The 19,212-nt window shown below is 74.1% G+C and carries 20 protein-coding genes; 12 read left to right on the forward strand and 8 right to left on the reverse strand.

The window, feature by feature from the left end:
* The first annotated feature begins 25 nt into the window (after positions 1-25).
* A complete protein-coding gene (locus ACLQ2W_RS18895) occupies positions 26-619 on the forward strand; it encodes a biliverdin-producing heme oxygenase (protein ID WP_425787565.1) in 594 nt (197 codons plus the stop codon).
* A gap of 3 nt (positions 620-622) precedes the next feature.
* Here ACLQ2W_RS18895 and ACLQ2W_RS18900 read toward each other — a convergent pair whose 3' ends face one another.
* Together ACLQ2W_RS18900 and ACLQ2W_RS18905 are read right to left on the reverse strand one after the other, a co-directional pair.
* Positions 623-1,153 (reverse strand): SRPBCC family protein, encoded by a 531-nt coding sequence (locus ACLQ2W_RS18900; protein WP_425787566.1) that lies wholly within the window; start codon positions 1,151-1,153, stop codon positions 623-625.
* A gap of 2 nt (positions 1,154-1,155) precedes the next feature.
* Positions 1,156-1,464, reverse strand: coding sequence for an ArsR/SmtB family transcription factor (locus ACLQ2W_RS18905; RefSeq protein ID WP_425787567.1), 309 nt, complete (start codon positions 1,462-1,464; stop codon positions 1,156-1,158).
* Between the two features lie 65 nt (positions 1,465-1,529).
* On the opposite strand from ACLQ2W_RS18905, the gene ACLQ2W_RS18910 reads away from it, so the two are divergent.
* Complete coding sequence (locus ACLQ2W_RS18910) at positions 1,530-2,459, forward strand: LLM class F420-dependent oxidoreductase (RefSeq protein WP_425787568.1); 930 nt, start codon at positions 1,530-1,532, stop codon at positions 2,457-2,459.
* Positions 2,460-2,489: 30 nt separating this feature from the next.
* On the opposite strand, the gene ACLQ2W_RS18915 is transcribed toward ACLQ2W_RS18910, so the two are convergent.
* Positions 2,490-2,855, reverse strand: a complete 366-nt coding sequence (locus tag ACLQ2W_RS18915; protein WP_425787569.1) for a hypothetical protein — start codon at positions 2,853-2,855, stop codon at positions 2,490-2,492.
* A gap of 67 nt (positions 2,856-2,922) precedes the next feature.
* Here ACLQ2W_RS18915 and ACLQ2W_RS18920 point away from each other — a divergent pair, with 67 nt between their 5' ends.
* Positions 2,923-4,149, forward strand: coding sequence for an FAD-binding protein (locus tag ACLQ2W_RS18920; protein WP_425787570.1), 1,227 nt, complete (start codon positions 2,923-2,925; stop codon positions 4,147-4,149).
* Positions 4,150-4,151: 2 nt separating this feature from the next.
* Here the strand turns inward: ACLQ2W_RS18920 and ACLQ2W_RS18925 are convergent, their stop codons facing one another.
* Complete coding sequence (locus ACLQ2W_RS18925) at positions 4,152-5,291, reverse strand: site-2 protease family protein (RefSeq protein WP_425787571.1); 1,140 nt, start codon at positions 5,289-5,291, stop codon at positions 4,152-4,154.
* A gap of 96 nt (positions 5,292-5,387) precedes the next feature.
* On the opposite strand from ACLQ2W_RS18925, the gene ACLQ2W_RS18930 reads away from it, so the two are divergent.
* A complete protein-coding gene (locus ACLQ2W_RS18930; protein ID WP_425787572.1) occupies positions 5,388-5,654 on the forward strand; it encodes a hypothetical protein in 267 nt (88 codons plus the stop codon).
* 145 nt (positions 5,655-5,799) lie between these two features.
* Here the strand turns inward: ACLQ2W_RS18930 and ACLQ2W_RS18935 are convergent, their stop codons facing one another.
* A complete protein-coding gene (locus ACLQ2W_RS18935; protein ID WP_425787573.1) occupies positions 5,800-6,660 on the reverse strand; it encodes an alpha/beta hydrolase in 861 nt (286 codons plus the stop codon).
* Between the two features lie 174 nt (positions 6,661-6,834).
* Between ACLQ2W_RS18935 and ACLQ2W_RS18940 the strand changes: the two genes are divergently transcribed.
* From ACLQ2W_RS18940 to ACLQ2W_RS18955, 4 genes are read left to right on the forward strand one after another with little or no spacing between them, the layout of a single operon-like run.
* Positions 6,835-7,722, forward strand: a complete 888-nt coding sequence (locus tag ACLQ2W_RS18940; RefSeq protein WP_425787574.1) for an ABC transporter ATP-binding protein — start codon at positions 6,835-6,837, stop codon at positions 7,720-7,722.
* A 22-nt stretch (positions 7,723-7,744) separates the two neighbouring features.
* Positions 7,745-8,551, forward strand: coding sequence for an ABC transporter permease (locus ACLQ2W_RS18945; protein ID WP_425787575.1), 807 nt, complete (start codon positions 7,745-7,747; stop codon positions 8,549-8,551).
* Positions 8,552-8,580: 29 nt separating this feature from the next.
* Complete coding sequence (locus ACLQ2W_RS18950; RefSeq protein ID WP_425787576.1) at positions 8,581-9,729, forward strand: sensor histidine kinase; 1,149 nt, start codon at positions 8,581-8,583, stop codon at positions 9,727-9,729.
* On the forward strand, positions 9,726-10,346 hold the full coding sequence (locus ACLQ2W_RS18955; protein WP_425787577.1) for a response regulator transcription factor: 621 nt from the start codon (positions 9,726-9,728) through the stop codon (positions 10,344-10,346). The genes ACLQ2W_RS18950 and ACLQ2W_RS18955 overlap by 4 nt, the downstream gene beginning before the upstream one ends.
* Before the next feature lie 101 nt (positions 10,347-10,447).
* Here the strand turns inward: ACLQ2W_RS18955 and ACLQ2W_RS18960 are convergent, their stop codons facing one another.
* A complete protein-coding gene (locus ACLQ2W_RS18960; RefSeq protein WP_425787578.1) occupies positions 10,448-11,335 on the reverse strand; it encodes a L,D-transpeptidase family protein in 888 nt (295 codons plus the stop codon).
* A gap of 78 nt (positions 11,336-11,413) precedes the next feature.
* Complete coding sequence (locus ACLQ2W_RS18965) at positions 11,414-12,859, reverse strand: alpha-amylase (RefSeq protein ID WP_425787579.1); 1,446 nt, start codon at positions 12,857-12,859, stop codon at positions 11,414-11,416.
* Positions 12,860-13,154: 295 nt separating this feature from the next.
* On the opposite strand from ACLQ2W_RS18965, the gene ACLQ2W_RS18970 reads away from it, so the two are divergent.
* The 4 genes from ACLQ2W_RS18970 to ACLQ2W_RS18985 are packed head-to-tail and all read left to right on the forward strand — an operon-like array spanning position 13,155 to position 17,941.
* Positions 13,155-14,891, forward strand: a complete 1,737-nt coding sequence (locus ACLQ2W_RS18970; protein WP_425787580.1) for a hypothetical protein — start codon at positions 13,155-13,157, stop codon at positions 14,889-14,891.
* A complete protein-coding gene (locus ACLQ2W_RS18975; protein WP_425787581.1) occupies positions 14,888-16,354 on the forward strand; it encodes an NADH-ubiquinone oxidoreductase-F iron-sulfur binding region domain-containing protein in 1,467 nt (488 codons plus the stop codon). The genes ACLQ2W_RS18970 and ACLQ2W_RS18975 overlap by 4 nt, the downstream gene beginning before the upstream one ends.
* A gap of 22 nt (positions 16,355-16,376) precedes the next feature.
* Positions 16,377-16,976 (forward strand): redoxin domain-containing protein, encoded by a 600-nt coding sequence (locus ACLQ2W_RS18980; protein ID WP_425787582.1) that lies wholly within the window; start codon positions 16,377-16,379, stop codon positions 16,974-16,976.
* Positions 16,973-17,941, forward strand: a complete 969-nt coding sequence (locus ACLQ2W_RS18985) for a cytochrome c biogenesis CcdA family protein (protein ID WP_425787583.1) — start codon at positions 16,973-16,975, stop codon at positions 17,939-17,941. The genes ACLQ2W_RS18980 and ACLQ2W_RS18985 overlap by 4 nt, the downstream gene beginning before the upstream one ends.
* Here ACLQ2W_RS18985 and serS read toward each other — a convergent pair.
* Positions 17,925-19,211, reverse strand: a complete 1,287-nt coding sequence (gene serS, locus ACLQ2W_RS18990; protein WP_405090723.1) for a serine--tRNA ligase — start codon at positions 19,209-19,211, stop codon at positions 17,925-17,927. The two genes, ACLQ2W_RS18985 and serS, sit on opposite strands and share 17 nt — an antisense overlap.
* Position 19,212: the final 1 nt, after the last annotated feature.

A 19,212-nucleotide genomic window follows, 5' to 3' on the forward strand; every position in this document is an offset into this window, starting at 1 on the left:
CGGCCCGACTGGGCATACTCGCCGGATGTCCGATCAGTCCCGGCGCCCGGCGGCGTCGCCGATGCTGGCCGCGCTGCGCGACGGCACAGGCGACCACCACGCCGCGGTGGAACGGCGACTCGGCCTGCCCGACCGGATCCGCTCCCGAGGTGATCTGGCCGCCGCGCTGGCCGGGCTGCTCGCCGCCTGGTCGCCGCTGGAGCGGGACCTCGCCGCCGCCGACTGGTCCGGGCTCCCGCTCGACCCCCGGCTGGGCGGGGCCACCGCGTTGCTCCGCGCCGACCTGGCCGCCCTCGGTGTCGCGCCCGACCGGCCGGTCGCCGGCTCGTCGGGCCTCCGCTTCGACACCCTCGCCCGGGCGGTCGGCGGCCGGTACGTCCTGCTCGGCAGCGCCCTGGGCGGCAGCGTCATCGCGCCGGAGGTGGAGCGCCGGCTGGGGCTGGCCGAGGGGGAGGCGACCCGGTTCTTCCGCCGCAGCGGGGGCTCGCCGGGGCGCGACTGGCGGGACTTCCGGCGCGCGCTGGCCGGGCGGGAGTGGGCGGCAGCGGAGCTGCGGGCCGCCGCCGAGGCGGCCCGGCGGACCTTCGACGTCGTGGGCGACGCCGCTCGCGCGGCCTGAGCCTCAGGGGCGGTCCAGGCGCTCGGCGTACGCGTCGCGCAGCGCCGCCCAGTCGAATTCCTTCGCCTCCGCTCCGCGGATCGGGCCGACCGGGTCGCCGTCGAGCAGGTGCCCGGCGACGTCCAGGCAGAGGTGCCAGCCGGCGGCCACCATCGGGGCCAGGTCGGGCCGGTCGACGCGGTGCCGCACCGTGAGCGTGGTGCCGGCGTCGGTCGGGGTCAGCTCCCAGCGGAGCAGGGCGGTGCCCCAGGTGTACTCCAGCACGCGCGGGCGGTCCGCGCGCAGGATCGTGGCCGGCGTCGGGTGCGCCCGGTCGCCGTCGACCGTGCGGAGTGTGGTCTCGCCGGGGCTGCCCAGGTCGCGGTCGGCCAGGAACGGGGCCCACTCGGCGAGCTGCGCCGGGTCGGTCAGCGCGGTCCAGACCCGCTCGGGCGGGTGCCGCAGGCCGCGGACGAGGACCAGGTCCCACCGGTCGTCGACCGGGACCCGGTCGACGTCGGCGAGCGGGCCGGGGCGGAAGCTGTCACGCTGCATCGTCACTCCTGACGGTCGAGATGGCGCTCCAGGGCGTCGAGGTGTTCGGTCCACATCAGCCGGTACGGCCCGAGCCAGTCGTCCATCGCCCGCAGCGGCCCGGTGTCGACCCGGTAGATCCGCCGTTGGGCCGCGCTGCGGCAGGTGACCAGGCCCGCCTCGCGCAGCACCCGGAGGTGTTTGGAGACGGTCGGCTGGCTCATGCCCAGCGCGTCCACCAGGTCGCCGACGCTGCTCTCCGCCCGGCGCAGCCGGTCGAGGATGCGGCGGCGGGCGGGCTCGGCCAGTACGGCGAAGGCGTCCACGGGCACCCGTTCAATATGCCACACCGGTTATATGTCTGTGGGGGCATAGAGGGTGTCCCTATGCTCGGGGCATGGAACTGCGGATCTTCACCGAACCCCAGCAGGGGGCCAGCTACGACCAGCTGCTCGCCGTGGCCCGCCGCGCGGAGGAGACCGGCTTCGCCGCGTTCTTCCGCTCCGACCACTACCTGAAAATGGGCTCGGTGAGCGGCGATCCCGGACCGACCGACGCCTGGACCACACTCGCCGGCCTGGCCCGGGACACCACCCGGATCCGGCTCGGCACGCTGATGAGCGCCGCCACGTTCCGGCTGCCCGGCCCGCTCGCCATCACCGTGGCGCAGGTCGACCAGATGAGCGGCGGCCGGGTCGAGCTGGGCATCGGCGCCGGCTGGTACGCCGAGGAGCACGCCGCGTACGGCATCCCGTTCCCGCCGGTGGGCGAGCGGTTCGACCGACTGGAGGAGCAACTCGCGGTCATCACCGGACTCTGGTCCACCCCGGCCGGTGCCACGTTCGACTTCCCCGGCACGTACTACCCGGTCACCGACTCGCCGGCGCTGCCCAAGCCGGTGCAGCGGCCCCGCCCGCCGGTCCTGCTCGGCGGTCGCGGCCCGAAGCGCACGCCCGGCCTGGCCGCCCGGTACGCCGACGAGTTCAACATGCCGTTCGCCTCGGTCGACGACACGACGGCCCAGTTCCGACGGGTGCGGGACGCCTGCGCCGAGATCGACCGGGACCCGGCCACGATGACCTGGTCCAACGCGCTGGTGCTCTGCTGCGGCCGGAACGACGCCGAGGTGGCCCGGCGCGCCGAGGCGATCGGCCGGGAGCCCGCCGAACTGCGTGCGAACGGCGCCGCGGGCACGCCCGCCGAGGTGGTCGACACGCTCGGCCGGTACGCCGAGGCGGGCAGCAGCCGGATCTACCTCCAGGTGCTCGACCTGGCCGACCTGGACCACCTGGAGCTGGTCGCCGCCGAGGTGATGCCGCAGCTCTGAGCACGGAACCGCGACCAGGGCCGGGGGCGGTCAGCCCGCCGGCGCCCGCCGGATCGTGTCGAGCCGGCCGTCGCGGTCGCTGTCCAGGTACGTCAGGTCCGGGACACCGTCGCCGTCCAGGTCGACCTGCACCACGTCGGCCACGCCGTCGCCGTCCAGGTCGGTGACCACCTCGACGGAGCCGTCCAGATGCCGGGTCACGATCGACCGGCCCGGCCCCTCGCGTGGCGGCGGCCCCGGGTGGGGCACCGGGTCCGGCTCGGGTTCCGGCGTCGGCACCGGCGCGGTCAGGTCCGGACCGGCCTCGGTCAGGTCGGGGCCGACGCCGGTCGGGTCGATCTCCTCCTCCGACGGGTACACGTCGCCGCGGAGGCTCGGGTCGCGGTAGCTGCTCATCCGTCCAGGATTCCCGCTGCGACCCCGAAGCAACCCTGCCCGCGCCGGATGGCGGATGATGCAGCGCATGACCGACACCAACTGGGCCGGCAACGTCCGCTGGTCGGCCCGGACCCGGCACCGGCCGACCTCCCTCGACGAACTGCGCCGGCTGGTCGCCGGGGCGGACCGGGTCCGGGCCGTCGGCACCGGCCACTCGTTCAACCGGCTCGGCGACACCACGGGTGTCCAGGTCGCGCTGGACGGGTTGCCGCCCACCGTCGCGCTCGACCCCGACCGCGGCACCGTCAAGGTCGCCGCCGGCCTGCGCCACGGCGACCTGGCCACCACCCTGCACGCCCAGGGGTACGCGCTGGCGAACCTCGCCTCGCTGCCGCACATTTCGGTGGCCGGCGCCACCGCCACCGCCACCCACGGCTCCGGCGTCGCCAACCGCAACCTGGCCGCCGCCGTCGCCGGATTGGAACTGGTCACCGCCGACGGCGACCTGCTCACCGTCGACCGGACCGACAGCCGGTTCGCCGGCCTGGTGGTCAACCTCGGCGCGCTGGGCGTGGTCACCCGGCTCACGCTCGACGTGGTCCCCACGTTCACGGTGCGGCAGTACGTCCGGCTCGGCCTGCCCCGCGCCGCGCTCGACGAGGCGCTGGACGCCGCGTACAGCGTCAGCGTCTTCACCGGCTGGCGGTCGGCGCGCTTCGACCAGGTGTGGATCAAGCAGCTTGCCGACCAGGCGCCGCCGCCGGCCGACTGGCTGGACACGGCGGCGGCCGAGACGCCGCAGCACCCGGTGCCCGGCATGTCACCCGAGCACTGCACCGCCCAGTTCGGCGAGCCCGGGCCGTGGCACGAGCGGCTGCCGCACTTCCGGCTCGGCTTCACCCCGAGCAGCGGCGACGAGTTGCAGTCCGAGTGGCACGTGGCCCGCGCCGACGCGGCGGCGGCGCTCGCCGCGCTCGACCCGGTCGCCGAGCGGATCGCCGCCGTGCTCCAGATCTGCGAGCTGCGTACGGTGGCCGCCGACGAGCTGTGGCTGAGCCCGAACTTCCGCCGGGACACGCTGGCGCTGCACTTCACCTGGATCGGCGACCCGGCGGCGGTCGCGCCGGTGCTGGCCGAGGTGGAGCAGCGGCTCGCCCCGCTCGCGCCGCGCCCGCACTGGGGCAAGCTGTTCGACCGGGACCCGGCCGCCGCGTACCCCCGGCACGCCGACTTCGTCGCGCTGCTGCGCGAATTCGACCCGGCCGGGAAGTTCCGCACCGCGGAGCTGGACCGCTACTTCCCCCGCGACTGAGTTCAGCGACCGGTGGAGGTCTGCCGACGCAGGCTGCCGCGCTGCACCGCGCGGCTGATGTCGCTGGGCGAGACGATCCCGACCAACTGGTCGTCGATCACCACCAGCGCCCGGCCGTCGGTGCACTCGTTGAGCCGGGGGAGCAGGTCGGTGAGCTGTTCCTCCGGGCGGGCGAGCACCAGCTCGTCGGCCCGGCAGGACACCTCGGCCAGCGTGGTGGACGCGCGGCGGTCCGGCGCGGTGCCGCGTACCCGGTCGAGGGTGACCAGACCGACCGGCCGGCCGTCGACGGTCAGCGGCAGCGCCGAGTGCCGGTACGCGAACAGGTAGTGGTCGACGAAGTCGGCCACGGTCAGGTCACCGGACGCGGTCTGCGGCTGCGGCGTCATGACGTCGCCGACCCGGACGCCGCGCAGCGCGTCACCGACGCGCGCCTGCCGCTCCTCCTGCCCGGCCGCGCCGATCAGGAACCAACCGATCAGCGCCAGCCAGAGCCCACCGAACCCGGCGCCGCTGAGGAACCGCCACAGCCCGAGCCCGATCAGCACGATGCCCAGCACCCGGCCGGCGCCGGCGGCCACCACCGAGGCCCGGGTCCGGTCGCCGGTGGCCTTCCACACCGCCGCCCGCAGCAGCCGGCCACCGTCCAGCGGCGCGGCCGGCAGCACGTTGAAGAGCGCCAGCAGCACGTTGATGCCGGCCAGCCAGGAGAGCGCGCCGAGCAGCAGACCGTGCCCGCCGGCCACCGCGACGGCCACCGCGATCGCGCCGAACACCACACCGATGATCAGGCTGACCAGCGGCCCGACGCCGGCGATCCGCAGCTCGGCGCCGGGATCCTTCGCCTCGCCCTTCAGCTCGGCGACGCCGCCGAAGAGCCAGAGCGTGATGCCCTCGACCTCGATGCCGTTGCGCTTGGCCACCACCGCGTGCGACACCTCGTGGGCGAGCAGCCCGAGGAAGAAGACCACCGCGGCGGCCAGGCCGGCCGCGACGTAGGCGATCGTGGAGTGACCGGGGTACGAGCGCGGGAACAGGCTGGCCGACAGCGTCCAGGCGATCAGCACGAAGATGACCAGGACACTCCAGTTGACGCCGACGGGTACGCCCGCGATCCGACCGAGCCGGAAACTCGCCCTCATCGTTCAGTGATACCCGCCTCGCAGACCCCCACACCAGTCCCGAATGGCCCAGCGCGTCGCACTCGTCACGAAGCGGGCACCCGCGATGCTGAGTGCATGACGCGGCGTACCAGCATCAGCCGGCTCGACGACGGCTACGCGGTGACCGACGAGGACGTGGAGCGGGCGCGTCGCCGCCTGGCCGCGCAACCGTCGATCACGAATGAGCAGCACGACCGGAACATGCGGTGGCTGCGCCAGTTCGGCGACGAGCCCGCCTCGGCCGAGGCGATCGAACGAGCAGAGGATGCTGCCGACGTCTCGGCGGCCCGCGACGTCCTCGCCCGGATCGACGCCGGCGACACCCCCCGTCCCGCTCAGTGAACTGCGTGAGGAGTTGGGCCCGTGAGCGTGCCGTTCGCGGTGGGAGCTGGCCGGGTCGACGGTGAAGGCCAGGTGCGTGTTCGTACCGACCGTGCCGCCGTCGACCAGCCAGAAGTACGGCTTCACCCCGGCCACCTGATGACCGCTACCCGGCCCGGTTGCGGCGGGGCGCCTCACTGACCACGGTCGGGGAGAACTCGTTGGCCGCCTCGACCGCCCACTCCAGCGCGTGGTCGGCCTCCTCCTCCCAGCCCGGTTCGCCGCCGACGAAGTGCGACCGGCCCGGGAACTCCCGGTAGCCGGTGATCGCGGTGGAACCGCGGTAGAGGTTGGCGAGACTGCTGGCCAGCGACGGCGGGATCACGTGGTCCTCGCCACCGGCGGTGATCAGCAGCGGTGCCCGGTCGCCGCGCTTCTTGTCGATCTCGGTGGCCGAGTCCGGGTCCAGGTTGGCGAACGAGCCCTCGAACAGCACGTGCCCGGCGCCGGGTACGGCGTACCGCTGCCAGGCGGCGTCGGACTCCGCGCGGGTGAGCGTGTTGCCGAAGGCGTACCGGAAGTCCTCGGCGGTGAACGGGACCGCGCGGTGCCGGTTGGCCGGATTGTGCAGGATGGAGAACCCGGAGCGCAACGTGCTCAGCGGCAGCTTGAGCACGCCCTTGACCGGCGCGGGGTGTACGCCGACGACGGCGGCGCCGAGCCGGCGGTCCAGCAGCAGTTGGGCGATCAGACCGCCGAACGAGTGCCCCATGATGATCGGCGGTCGGGGCAGCTCCCGGATGATCGTCGCGTAGTGGTCGACGATGGTGGCGATCCGCTGGCCGGCGATCGGCGTGGGGTCGGCCCGCAGGTCCTCGACCTCGCGGTCCATCCCGGGCCAGGCCGGGGTGAGCACCCGGAAGCCGCGCGCCGTGTAGCGGTCGGCCCAGCGCTCCCAGCTTCGCGACGTCATCCAGAGCCCGTGGATGAGCACGATCGTGTCGACGCGTCCGGTCGGTACGCCCATGTCGCGGGTTACCCGGCCCGGCGTCCCTCACTCCCGACGCGGCTCGTTAAGAGGGGGCCCCTTCTATACCGGAGGCGTTAACAGGGGGCCCCTGCTTACACCTGACAAATGTCACGGGCGAGAGGTGACGGGTGCTCCCGGGACCCGAGGGTCGCGGGCCGGAGCATCATGGGCATGACCGACACCGCACCGGCAGTGGAACTCGCCGGACTCACCAAGACCTACGGCCCGGTGACCGCCGTGGACGGGCTCAGCCTGCGGATCACACCCGGTGAGGTGGTGGCCTTCCTCGGCCCCAACGGCGCCGGCAAGACCACCACCGTGGACATGCTGCTCGGGCTGGCCCGACCGGACGCCGGCACGGTCCGGCTCTTCGGCGGCAGCCCGACCGACGCCGTCCGGCACGGCCGGGTCGCCGCCGTGATGCAGACCGGCGGGCTGCTCAAGGACCTCACCGTCGCCGAGACGGTACGGATGACCGCGCACTTCTACGGCCACACCCGGCCGGTGGCCGAGGTGCTGGAGCGCGCCGGCATCGCCGAGATCGCCGACCGGCCGGTGGGCAAGTGCTCCGGCGGCCAGCAGCAGCGGCTGCGGTTCGCCCTGGCATTGCTGCCCGACCCGGACCTGATGGTGCTGGACGAGCCGACCACCGGCATGGACGTCGAGGGCCGGCGCGACTTCTGGCAGGCGATCCGGGCCGACGCCCGCTCCGGCCGGACCGTCCTGTTCGCCACCCACTACCTGGACGAGGCCGACGCGTACGCGGACCGGATCGTGCTGGTCCGGGCCGGTCGGGTGGTCGCCGACGGCACCACCGCCGAGATCAAGAACCTGGCCGCCGGCCGGGTGGTCCGGGCCACGCTGCCCGGCGCCGACCAGGCCGCGCTCGCCGCGCTGCCCGGCGTCCGCTCCGTCGAGGTACGCGGCGACGCGATCCTGGTGCACAGCGAGGACTCCGACGTCGTCGCCCGGCACCTGCTGACCCGCACCGACGCCCGGGACCTGGAGATCACCTCACGCAACCTCGAGGACGCGTTCCTCGCCCTGACCGCCGCCTGACCGACCTGCCCGGGAGCCTCGCATGACCGCCACCACCTCACCCGACACCACCACCGGCCCGCGCCGGGCCGACCGCCGGCCGCCCGCCCTGGGTGGCTTCTCCGCCGCCGTGCTCGCCATCGAGATCCGCCGGGTCCTGCGCAACCGTCGCACGCTGATGTTCATCCTGGTCATGCCGGCGGTCTTCTTCCTCCTGTTCGGACTGCCGTCGCGCGGCGAGAAGCTCGACAACGGCCTGCCGGTCACCGGCTGGATCATGATCAGCCTGGCCGTGTACGCGGCCATGGTGGCCACCACCAGCGCCGGCGCGGCCGTCGCCACCGAGCGTGCGCTGGGCTGGAGCCGGCAGTTGCGGCTCACGCCGCTGCGCCCGGCCGCGTACGTGGCGACGAAGGTGGCCACCGCGATGGTGCTCGGGCTGCTCGGCGTGCTCGTCGAGTTCGGCGTCGGCGCCGCCTCCGGGGTGCGGTTGCCGGCCCACGTGTGGCTGGAGTCCGGCCTGACCGCGTGGATCGGCTCGCTGGTCTTCGCCGCGTTCGGCCTGTTCGTCGGCTACCTCGCCCCGGCCGAGAACGTCATGCAGTTCATGGGCCCGGCGCTGGCCATCCTGGCCATGCTGGGTGGTCTGTTCGTTCCGCTCGATCTGCTGCCCGACGTGATGCGGCAGATCGCCAAGTTCACCCCGGTGTACGGGGTCGGTCAGCTCGCTCGCGCGCCGCTGACCGGCACCGGGGTGGACTGGGCGGCGGTCGGCAACGTGGCCGCCTGGACCGCGTTCTTCGGTCTCGGCGCGGCCCGCCTGTTCCGCCGCGACACCACCCGGGTCTGACCGGGGCGGCGGGCACTAGCGTGGTGGGTGTGACGTCGCCGACCGCCCCGGCCCGGCCGGTGAACCGCCCCCACTGGCGGTTCACCGGCTGGCTGCTGGCGGCGGTCTGGCTGTTCTTCCTCAACATCCCGTTCGTCACCGCTCTGCACCAGCCGGAGCTGTGGCGGCGGCTGCTCGGGCTCGTCTCGGTGATCACGTTCGCCGTGGCGTACGTGCTGATCTTCGAGTGGGGTCGGGCCCGCCGGCAGCAGCACCGCCCGATCCCGGCCGACCGGGCCCGGCTGCTGATCGCGGTGCTGCTCGCGATCGGCCTGGCCGGCATCCCGGGCACCGGTGGCGACTGGCTGACCACACTGGTCTTCGTGGCCGCCGCCGCGGTGTTCCTGCTGCCGTCGGTGGAGGCGCTGGTCGTGGTGGTGCTGGCCGCGGCGACCCCGCCGGTCACGTCGCGCCTGGTGCCCGGCTGGGAGTCGGAGAGCACTGTCGTCTTCGCGGTGCTGCTCGCCTCGTTCGCCATGTTCGGGGTGAGCCGGCTGGCCCAGCGCAACGGCGAACTCCAGGCCGCGCAGGCCGAGATCCGCCGGCTCGCGGTGGCCGAGGAGCGCGCCCGCACCGCCCGGGACCTGCACGACATCCTCGGGCACTCGCTGACCGTGGTGGCGGTGAAGGCCGAGCTTGCCGGCCGGCTGCTGGAGCTGGACCCGGCGCGGGCGGCCGTCGAGATCGCCGACGTGGAGCGGCTGGCCCGGGAGGCGCTGGCCGACGTGCGGGGCACCGTCGGGGCGTACCGCGGGGTGGATCTGGCGTCCGAGGTGGCCGGCGCCCGGTCGGCGCTGGCCGCCGCGGGCGTCGTCGCGGAGCTGCCGGAGACGGTGCCGGAGCTGCCGGCGGACCGGGACGAACTGTTCGGCTGGGCGGTCCGCGAAGGGGTGACGAACGTGGTGCGACACAGCGGCGCGCGGCGCTGCGTGATCCGGGTGGACCCGGCGGCGGTGGAGGTCCGCGACGACGGCCGGGGACCGGCCGGCGAGTCGGCGGGCGCCGGGCACGGGCTGGTCGGGCTGCGGGAGCGGGCGGCCCGGTTGGACGCCACCGTGACGGTGGCCCGGGCGTCCGGCGGGCGCGGTTTCCTGCTCCGGGTCACGGTGCCGGACCCCGACGGAAGGACACCCGGATGACCGCGTCGATCAGACTGCTGCTCGCCGACGACCAGGCGCTGGTCCGGGGCGCGCTGGCCGCGTTGTTGTCGCTGGAACCGGACCTCACCGTGGTGGCGGAGGTGAGCCGCGGTGACGAGGTGGTGCCGGCGGCGCTGCGCACCCACCCGGACGTGGCGCTGCTCGACGTGGAGATGCCCGGCCTGGACGGGGTGGCCGCGACGGTGGCGCTCCGGGAGGCGCTGCCCGGCTGCCAGGTGCTTGTGGTGACCACGTTCGGTCGGCCCGGCTACCTGCGGCGGGCGATGGAGGCGGGCGCCAACGGTTTCGTGGTCAAGGACACCCCGGCCCGCCAGCTCGCCGACGCGGTCCGCCGGGTGCACGCCGGCCTGCGGGTGGTCGACCCGACGCTGGCCGCCGAGACGCTGGCCACCGGCGCGAGCCCGCTCACCGAGCGGGAGACCGAGGTGCTGCGCACGGCCCGGGGCGGCGGCACGGTGGCCGAGCTGGCGGCGACGCTGCACCTGTCCGAGGGCACGGTCCGCAACCACCTCTCGTCGGCCATCGGCAAGACCGGCGCCCGCAACCGCGCCGACGCGGTCCGGGTCGCGGAGGCCAACGGCTGGCTGCTGGGGTAGAAGGCGGGGGCCCCGCTTAACGCATTCGGTAGAGGCGGGGGCCCCGCTTAACACCCGCTTGTTAAGCGGGGCCCCCGCCTAACAAGCGGGCGGCGGGGCGGTCAGGGGAGGCGGTCGACGACCACGAAGCCGGTGCCGGGGGCCAGTTCGGCGAGGAGTTGGCGTTGGGCGGCGCGGGTCAGCCGGATGCAGCCGTTGGTGACGTTCTTGCCGAGCGTGTCGTCGTTGTACCAGGTGTGCAGCCCGATGTGCGCGCCCCGCAGGCCGGTCGGCACCGCGTCGGGGTCGTCGGGGATCGCGCCGAGCGCGAAGATGTCGACGCCGCCGTAGACGTCCTGCGGCGGCGGGGTGCGGCCCAGGATGAACGTGCGGCCGAGCGGGGTGAGCTGTCCGGGCATGCCGAGGCTGACCGGCCAGGTGTGCACCGCGCGCCCGTCCCGCAGCCAGGTGAGCCGGTGCGTGCGGCGTTCCACCACGATCTGGTCGCGCAGCGCGACCGTGGTCCAGCCGCCTTCCGGCAGCCAGGCGACGGTGCGGTTCGCGGAGGGGAGCAGCACCGCGGTCCACCCGGTGCGGCGCTCGACGATCGGCACGGTCAGCGGGACGTCGTTGATCGTCGGCGCGAGGAAGGCCCGGGGGCGGCCGCCGGGCGCGTCGTACGCGGGGATCTTCCGGTCCGGCCGCGCCCCCTCGCGGAGCTGCCGGGTGTCGGCCGGCGTCGGGTCGGCGGGGAAGCCGCGCGGCGCCGGGTCGTAGGTGACCACCGGCAGGTCGGCGGGCGCGGGCGCGGCGGGCGGCACGGACTCCACAGGCGACGGCCGTGGTGACGCCGGCCCGGTCGGGGCCGGTCCGGCGCCGACCGGTCTGGGCGCCGGCGTGCCGGTGAGCGCGTGACCGACCAGCAGCGCGGTGGCCAACAGCAGCGGTACGCCGAGCGCGGCGAACAGCCAGCCGGGGATCCGCCGCCCGGTAACGTGGTCATAATGCACGAAAGTGACTGTAACCGAGACGAAGCCCCCGCGCCGGGAACTGCCGGCACGGGGGCTTCACTCGGGGTACGGGCGAGGTCAGCTCACCTTCGCTCCGACGTGGATGGCGATGGCGTCGTGCGCGTTGACGGTCGCGGCGAACCAACCTGACGAGTCCACGGTGATCACCGGACCGCTGCACGACCCGTTGCTGAACGTGCCGTGGATGACGTCGCAGTAGCGGCCGGCCGGCAGCCCGGTGTAGTAGGACCGCCCGCTCACCGCGGAGTCCTCGTCGTTGATCGTCAGGTAGCCCTTGCCGGCCCGGCTGAACGCGATGTGCTGGTAGCCGTTGTCGTACCAGTTGGCGACCGCGGCGCCCTCGGTGGCGTTGCGGAAGCCGACCATGTTGGCGATGACCGCCCAGCGGTGCTCGCACTCCCAGCCCGAGTAGCAGGTGGTGTTGGTGATCTTGTTGCTGCCGTCCGAGGGCGGGGCCTGGTCCTTGTTGCTGAACGTGAAGCTCGACATCACCGCCGGGGTGCCGTACGGCCAGGCCAGCATGAACGCGTTGGCCAGCGCGTACTCGCCGCGGTCGCGGTAGGTGAGCACGCCGCCGTCGCGCTGGGTGTCGTGGTTGTCGGTGAAGACCACCGCCGAGCCGCCCGGCAGGTAGCCCCAGGACTCGCCGAAGTTCTTCAGGTACGCCAGCCGCTCGTTGTTGAACATCCGGGCCAGGTCCTTGCCGTACCGGAACTCGTGCACGTCGCCGTTGCCGGTGTACTCGGTCGGCTGGACCGGCTCACCCGCGCCGTAGATGACCTCCTGCACGAGGTACGCCGGCCGGGACAGCTTGGCCTTGATCGCGGCGATGTCGGCGGCCGGCATGTGCTTGCTGCCGTCCAGCCGGAACCCGTCCACGCCGAGCGAGAGCAGGTCGTTGAGGTACGTCGCGAGCCGGGTGCGGACGTAGTCCGACTCGGTCTTGAGGTCGGCCAGGTTGACCAGCTCGCAGTTCTGCACCTCGTACCGGTCGTTGTAGTTGGCGATGTCGTTGTTGCCGTTGCGACCGCAGTAGTGGAAGTCCTGCGCCGAGTAGGTGCCCGGGTAGTTGTAGTGGCCGTACGACGTGCCGGCCCAACCGGTGCCGCCGTTCTCCTGGCCGGACATGTGGTTGACCACCGCGTCGACGATCACCTTGACGCCGGCGTTGTGGCAGGTGTTCACCATGGACTGGAACTGGGCGCGGGTGCCCTTGCGGGACTCGATCCGGTAGCTGACCGGCTGGTAGGACACCCACCAGGGGCTGCTGTTGACGTGCTCCTGCGGCGGGGACACCTGGACGTAGCCGTAGCCCTTCGGGCCGAGCGTGCTGGTGCACTCGCTCGCCACCGACGTCCAGTTCCACTCGAAGAGCTGGACGATGACCTTCTTGCTGCCGGGCGTGGCGGCGGCGGCCGGGGGTGCCGCCACCGTGGTCGGGACGAGCAGGCCGGCGGCGAGGCCGAGGACGAGCGCCGCGGCGCGGCGTCGACGTCGTTGCATCAGGACTCCTACGGGACGGGGGATGTGGGGGAGTGGAGCCTGGGGAGGCTTCAGTGCCGGCTTCTTGCAGCCGGTGCTGAAATTTTCCGCAAGGTTACGAGCATGTTGCAAGAAATGTCAACGCATGGGCATCCGTCGTTGCGTGCACCGCTACACGCGCGTCCGACCGGGACGGTTCGAGGAACCGGTCGAGAAATTCGCCACCGGAGGTGATCCGTCCGGCCCGCCGCTCCGTACCTGAGGTGGGAGCAGGGTCGGCCGGTGGGGGCGCCGCCGCGAGACGATCGAGGAGCAGATGGCCCGGGCACAGCAGAACGAGAAGGCGACGACCGTCCGGACCACCACCAGCAGCCGTGGTGTCCGGACCGTGTCGAAGTCCGCGATGGTGGCACTCACCGCCTCCGCACTCGGCCTCGCGTGGGCGGGTGTGGAGCTGGCCGGCGCCGGCGGCGCCATGTACGCGTACGGATTCTTCTTCACCGAGTTCTTCGCCGGGGTGGTCACCCTGGTCTCGCTCAGCCTCACCGTGATGCTGGGGCTGCTCGCCACCGACCGGCTGGTGCTGCTCATCCGGCACCGGGTGCTGCTCCAGTCCGCGCACCGCGCCACCGGCGTGCTCGGCATGGTCGGACTGGTCTTCCACGTCATCACCAAGATCGCGATCGGCCGGGCCGGGCCGACCGACGCGGTGGTGCCGTTCCTCGGCGGCAGCGGCCTCTACGTCGGGCTGGGCACCGTCGCCGCGCTGCTCATGGTGGGCGTGCTCTGGACCGGGCTGATCCGGGTCCGGTTCGCCGGCGTCGGTCCCAAGTGGTTCTGGCGCGCGCTGCACTCGATGGCGTACGTGTCCTGGCCGTTCGCGCTGTTCCACGGCCTGAACGCCGGCCGGGCCGCGAAGAGCTGGGTGGTGCTCAGCTACCTCGCCTGCGTGCTGCTCGTGGTGATGGCGCTGCTGGTGCGCCTCTCCGTCCACCTCGGCAAGCGCAGCCGCGAACAGCACCAGGCCGCCGCCCTGAACAAGGCGATGGCCGGCAAGGGCGAGGAACGTACCGGCGTGTTCGCGGCGCTGGCCCGCAAGAAGACCGCGGACAAGGACGAGAGCGCCACCGGCCGGGCTCGGGGCGGGCGCTGGGCCGAGGCCACCGCCACCTGGACCGCGCCCGCCGGCACCGCCCGGCAGCGGGACCCCGAGCGGTTCGCCGTACCGGTGGTGCCGGAGCCCGGATCGCTGCGGGAGCCGGTCCGTGCCGCCGCCGCCCGGCGACGCGCCGAGGAGCCGGCCGAGCCGGCGCGGCGCGCCCGCACGCAGGAGGTCCCGGCCGCCCGGCGGTCCACCCGGAGCCGGGACACCGAGCGGGTGACCGCCTCCACCCGGGTCCGCGACACCGAACGCGAACCGGTGCGCCGGAGCCGGGACGAGGAGCTGGAGCCGGTCGCCGGCCGGCGCGACGGGGAACGGTCCCGTCGGCGCCGCCGGGACACCGAGGAGCGGGTCAGCCGCCGGTCCCGGGTCGACGAGGAGGCCGCCGCCCCGTACTCCGCGCCGCCGGAAAACGGCGGCCGGCACTCCGCGCCGCCGGACACCGGGGGTCGGCACTCCGCCCCGCCGGACAGCAGCCGGTACGCCACCCCCGCCGAGGTGGCCCGCTACTCGGCCCCGCCGCGCCCGAGCGACGAGGCCGAGGAGCCGTGGGACAGCCCGCGCCGCTGGGCGAGCGAGCCGATCTCGGCCGGCCCGGTCTCGGCCGGCCCGATCTCCGGCACCCCGCTCTCGGCGGAGCCGCGCAGCGGGACCGGGCGACGCTACCGGGACGAGGAGGACGTGCCGGAGGAGCCCGACTACTGGCGTCCGCCGGCCCGATACACCGCCGACGACGACGCGTTCGTCGACGACACCCCCACGCTTGTCGACCTCGCCTCCCGCCGGGCGATGCGGGCCACCAAGGACAGCCGCCCCAGCCGCCGGCGCAAGGCCGACGCGGACGCGGTCGACGGGGCGTACTGGGCCGGGCTGCGGGGTGAGGCCCGGTGAAGCGGACGGCCATCCCCCCGGTCGCCTGCGTCGGCGAGCCCCGGCTCACCGCCGGGTTCGCCGAGTTCGGCCGGCTCGACCTGCTCGCCCACGAGGAGGTGCACGGCCCGATCGGCCCGATGGAGCCGGCCGCGCTGCTCCGGCTCGCCGAGGCGATCGACCTCAAGGGCAAGGGCGGGGCGGGCTTCCCGTTCGCCCGCAAGATGCGCGCCGTGCTGGAGTCCGCCGAACGGCAGGACCTCGCCGCCGTGGTGGTGGTCAACGCCACCGAGGGCGAGCCGGCGAGCTGGAAGGACAAGGTGCTGCTCACCCGGGCCCCGCACCTCGTCCTGGACGGCGCCGCGCTCGCCGCGTTCGCGCTGGACGCCGAGGAGATCGTGATCGGGGTGGCCGACGACGACGTGGGCCGGCCCTCACTGACCGAGGCGTTGCAGGAACGGCGGATGCCGGTGCCGACCACCATCGTGACCGTGCCGCACCGGTTCATCTCCGGCGAGGGCGGCGCGCTCGTCAACGGCATCAACGGGCTGCCGCACATCCCACCCGGCACCAAGAAACGGTCAAGTGACTCCGGCGTCAACGGGCTGCCCACCCTGCTCTCCAACGCCGAGACGTACGCCCAGCTCGCGGTCGCCGCCCGGATCGGCCCGTACGAGTACGCGGCGCTCGGCACCGACGACGAGCCGGGCACCGTGCTGCTCACCGTCACCGGGTCGGCGAAGCGACCAGCCGTGGTGGAGTGTGCCGCAGGCACCCCGCTGCGCGAGATCCTCGACCTGTGCGAGGTGCCCCCCGGGCCGGGCATCCTGATGGGCGGCTACCACGGCAAGTGGATCACCGCCGAGGCGGCGGAGCGGGCCGAGGTCTCCCGCAAGGGGCTGGCCGCGGTCGGCGGCACGCTCGGCGCCGGCATCATCGTGCCGCTCGGCACCGACACCTGCCCGCTCGGCGAGGCCGCCCAGGTGGTCCGCTACCTGGCCGGGGAGTCCGCCGGCCAGTGCGGCCCGTGCAAGATGGGCCTGCCCGACCTGGCCCGCTCCGTCGACCTCGCGGTCTCCGGCAGCGCGCCGATCGAGCTGGTCCGGGCCGCGGCCGGCGACGTGAAGGGACGCGGCGCGTGCAGCCACCCGGACGGCACCGCCCGGTTCGCGCTGTCCGCCATGGAGGTGTTCGCCGACGACCTGCGGCTGCACTCCACCGGGGAGGGCTGCGGCAAACGCGTCAAGGGCACCATGGGCCTGCCCGGCGCGCCCGACGGCAACCCGCAGAAACTCACCCTGGACTGGTCCCGCTGCGACGGGCACGGGCTCTGCGCGCACGTGGTGCCGGACTTCATCCGGCTCGACGGCAACGGCTACCCGGCCTTCCCGCCCACCCCGGTGCCGACCTGGCTGCGCGAGGGCGCGCTCAAGGCGGTCAAGGTCTGCCCCGAACTCGCGCTCCGGCTGGTCAAGGCCGAGTAGCCGGCCCGCCCAGGAGGCGCCGATGCCACCCCGTACCGCCCGCCGTCTCGGCGTCGCCGCCGTGCTGGCCGCCACGCTCGTCGGCACGGCCGCCTGCGCGGTCGGCCCCGAGCGGGCCACGCCGGCCGGCGCGGCGACCGCCGGGTCCGCCGCCGCCCCGACCGCGTCCGCCCCGCCCCCGTCCGCCGGTGCGCCGTCGACGCCGCCGGCCCGGGTGCCGCAGACGCTGGCGTTCACCGCGAAGACGCTCGACGGTACGACATTCTCCGCCGCCGCCCTCGCCGGGCGGCCGGTCGTGCTGTGGTTCTGGGCCCCCTGGTGCGCCACCTGCGCCAGCCAGGCGTGGACGGTCGCCGAGATCGCCCCGACCTACCGGGACACCGTGCCGATCGTCGGCGTCGCCGGCCTCGGCCAGCAACGGGCCATGACGGACTTCGTCACCGAGTTCGACCTGGCCGGCACGCCGCAGCTCGACGACCGCGCCGGCACGCTGTGGCGCCGGTTCAAGGTGACCGAGCAGAGCACGTTCGTCATCGTCGACCGGGACGGCACGGTGGTCCACCAGGGCTTCCTCGACGGCGAGGCGCTGACCCGGCAGGTCGAGACGCTGGCCCGGGGATGACCGGCGCGCTGCTGCTCGCGCTGACCGCCGGCATGCTCGGCGCGGTCAACCCGTGCGGCTTCGCGATGCTGCCCGCGTACCTGTCGGTGCTGGTGGCCGGCCCCGGCGACGGGCGCGGCGCGGTCGGCCGCGCGCTCACCGCGACGGCCGGGCTGACGCTCGGGTACGCGGCCGTCTTCGGCGCGTTCGGGCTGGCCGTGGCGCCGGCGGCGGACTGGCTGCGCCCCCGGCTGCCCTGGCTGACCGTGACGCTCGGCGTGCTGCTGGCGCTGGCCGGCCTGTGGCTGCTCGCCGGCCGGCGGCTGCCCACGCCCCGCCCGTGGCGCACCGCGCCCCGGCTCATCCGCACCTGGCCGTCCATGGCGCTGTTCGGCGCGGCGTACGCGCTCACGTCGCTGTCCTGCGCGATCGCGCCGTTCCTGGCGATCGTGGTGACCAGCCTGCGGGCCGGCTCGCCGCTGCGCGGGCTGGCGCTGTTCGGCGCGTACGCGCTCGGAATGGCGTTGGTGGTCGGCGTGGCCGCGCTCGCCGTGGCGCTGCTGCGCGGGCGGGTGGTGGCCGGGCTGCGCGGCGCCGGCGCGTGGGTGTCCCGGCTGAGCGGCCTGGTGCTGCTGGTCGCCGGCGGCTACGTCGCCTGGTACGGCTGGTACGAGGTGCGGCTGGCCCTGGGCCGCCACGACGCGTTCGGCGACCCGGTGGTGACAGCCGCCGCCCGTGTGCAGCAGACCCTGGTGAGCGCGTTGCACACTGCCGGCCCCGCCCCCCTGGCTGCCCTCTCCCTCACCCTGCTCGCCGCAGGGTTGCTGGTAAGGCGGGGCCCCCTGTTAACGCCTCCGGTAGAGGCGGGGGCCCCGCTTGACAGCGAGACCCCCGCGAGCAGCGCGAGCGGCGTGGCCCCCGCGAGCGGCGTGGCCGCGGCGAGCAGCGACGCCGCAGCGCGGAAGGCGGTCAGCGGGTCGGGGTGAGGCGGTCGGTGCCGAGCTTGTCGCGTAGCACCTCGGGGACCACCACCGAGCCGTCGGGCTGCTGGCACTGCTCCAGGATGGCCGGGAACAGCCGGCTGGTGGCCAGCGCCGACCCGTTGAGCGTGTGCACGAAGCGGGTCTGCTTGCCGCCCGGCTCCCGGTAGCGGATGGCCGCGCGGCGGGCCTGGTAGTCGCCGGCCCAGGAGACCGACGACACCTCCTTGTACTTCCCGGTGCTCGGCATCCACACCTCGATGTCGAGCGTCTTCTTCATCGAGGCGCTGGCGTCGCCGGCGGCGAGCAGGCTGGTCTGGAAGTGCAGGCCGAGCTGCCCGACCAGCCCCTCGACGTGACCCACCATCGCCTGGAGCGCGGCGTCGGCCTGCTCCGGCAGCGTGAACTGGAAGATCTCCACCTTGTTGAACTGGTGGCCGCGCACCGTGCCGCGCTCGTCGGAGTGCGAGCCGGCCGCCTCGCGCCGGTAGCACGGCGTGTAGGCGAACGCCTTCAGCGGCAGCTTCGGCGTCTCCAGGATCTCGTCCTGGTAGGCGCCGAGGATCGCCGTCTCCGCGGTGGGCAGCAGGAACTGGCCACGCGGGGCGGACTGCTTGTCCATGCGGTAGACGTCGTCGTAGAACTTCGGGAACTGCCCGGACGCGAAGCCGGCAGTGTCCAGCAGCAGGTGCGGCGGCAGCAGGAACTCGTAGCCGGCCTCGATGTTGCGCTCGATCAGCCAGTTGACGAGCGCCCACTCCAACCGGGCGCCCACGCCGGTGTACATCCAGAAGCCGGAGCCGCCCAGCTTCACGCCCCGCTCGTGGTCGACCAGGCCCAGCGCGCGGCTCAGCTCCACGTGGTCGCGCACCTGCTCGATGGCCGGCGCCTCGCCGAACGTCCGCACCACCCGGTTGGCCTCCTTGCCACCGGCGACCACGTCGTCGGCGGGCAGGTTGGGCAGCTCGCTCATCGCCGAGCGCAGCCGGGACTGCACGTCGTCGAGCTGGGACTCCAGCTCCGCGAGCTGCTTGCGCTCGGCCTCCGGCGCGGCGGGCTGCGGCGTGGCGCCGGAACGCTTCGCCTCCGCGTACGCGCGCGCCTCGGCCTTGCGGCGCTGCCGCTCGGCATCGATCTCCGTGATCAGGGCGCGCCGCTCCTGGTCGAGTCGCTGGATGTCGTCCAGCGCCCGGGTGACCTCGGCGGGATCCAGACGCTTCGCCAGCGCGGTCGCCACCGCCTCGCGATCCTTCCGGATCAACTCCATGTCGAGCATG

Source organism: Micromonospora sp. DT227 (genome assembly GCF_049841835.1).
Taxonomy (GTDB): domain Bacteria; phylum Actinomycetota; class Actinomycetes; order Mycobacteriales; family Micromonosporaceae; genus Micromonospora.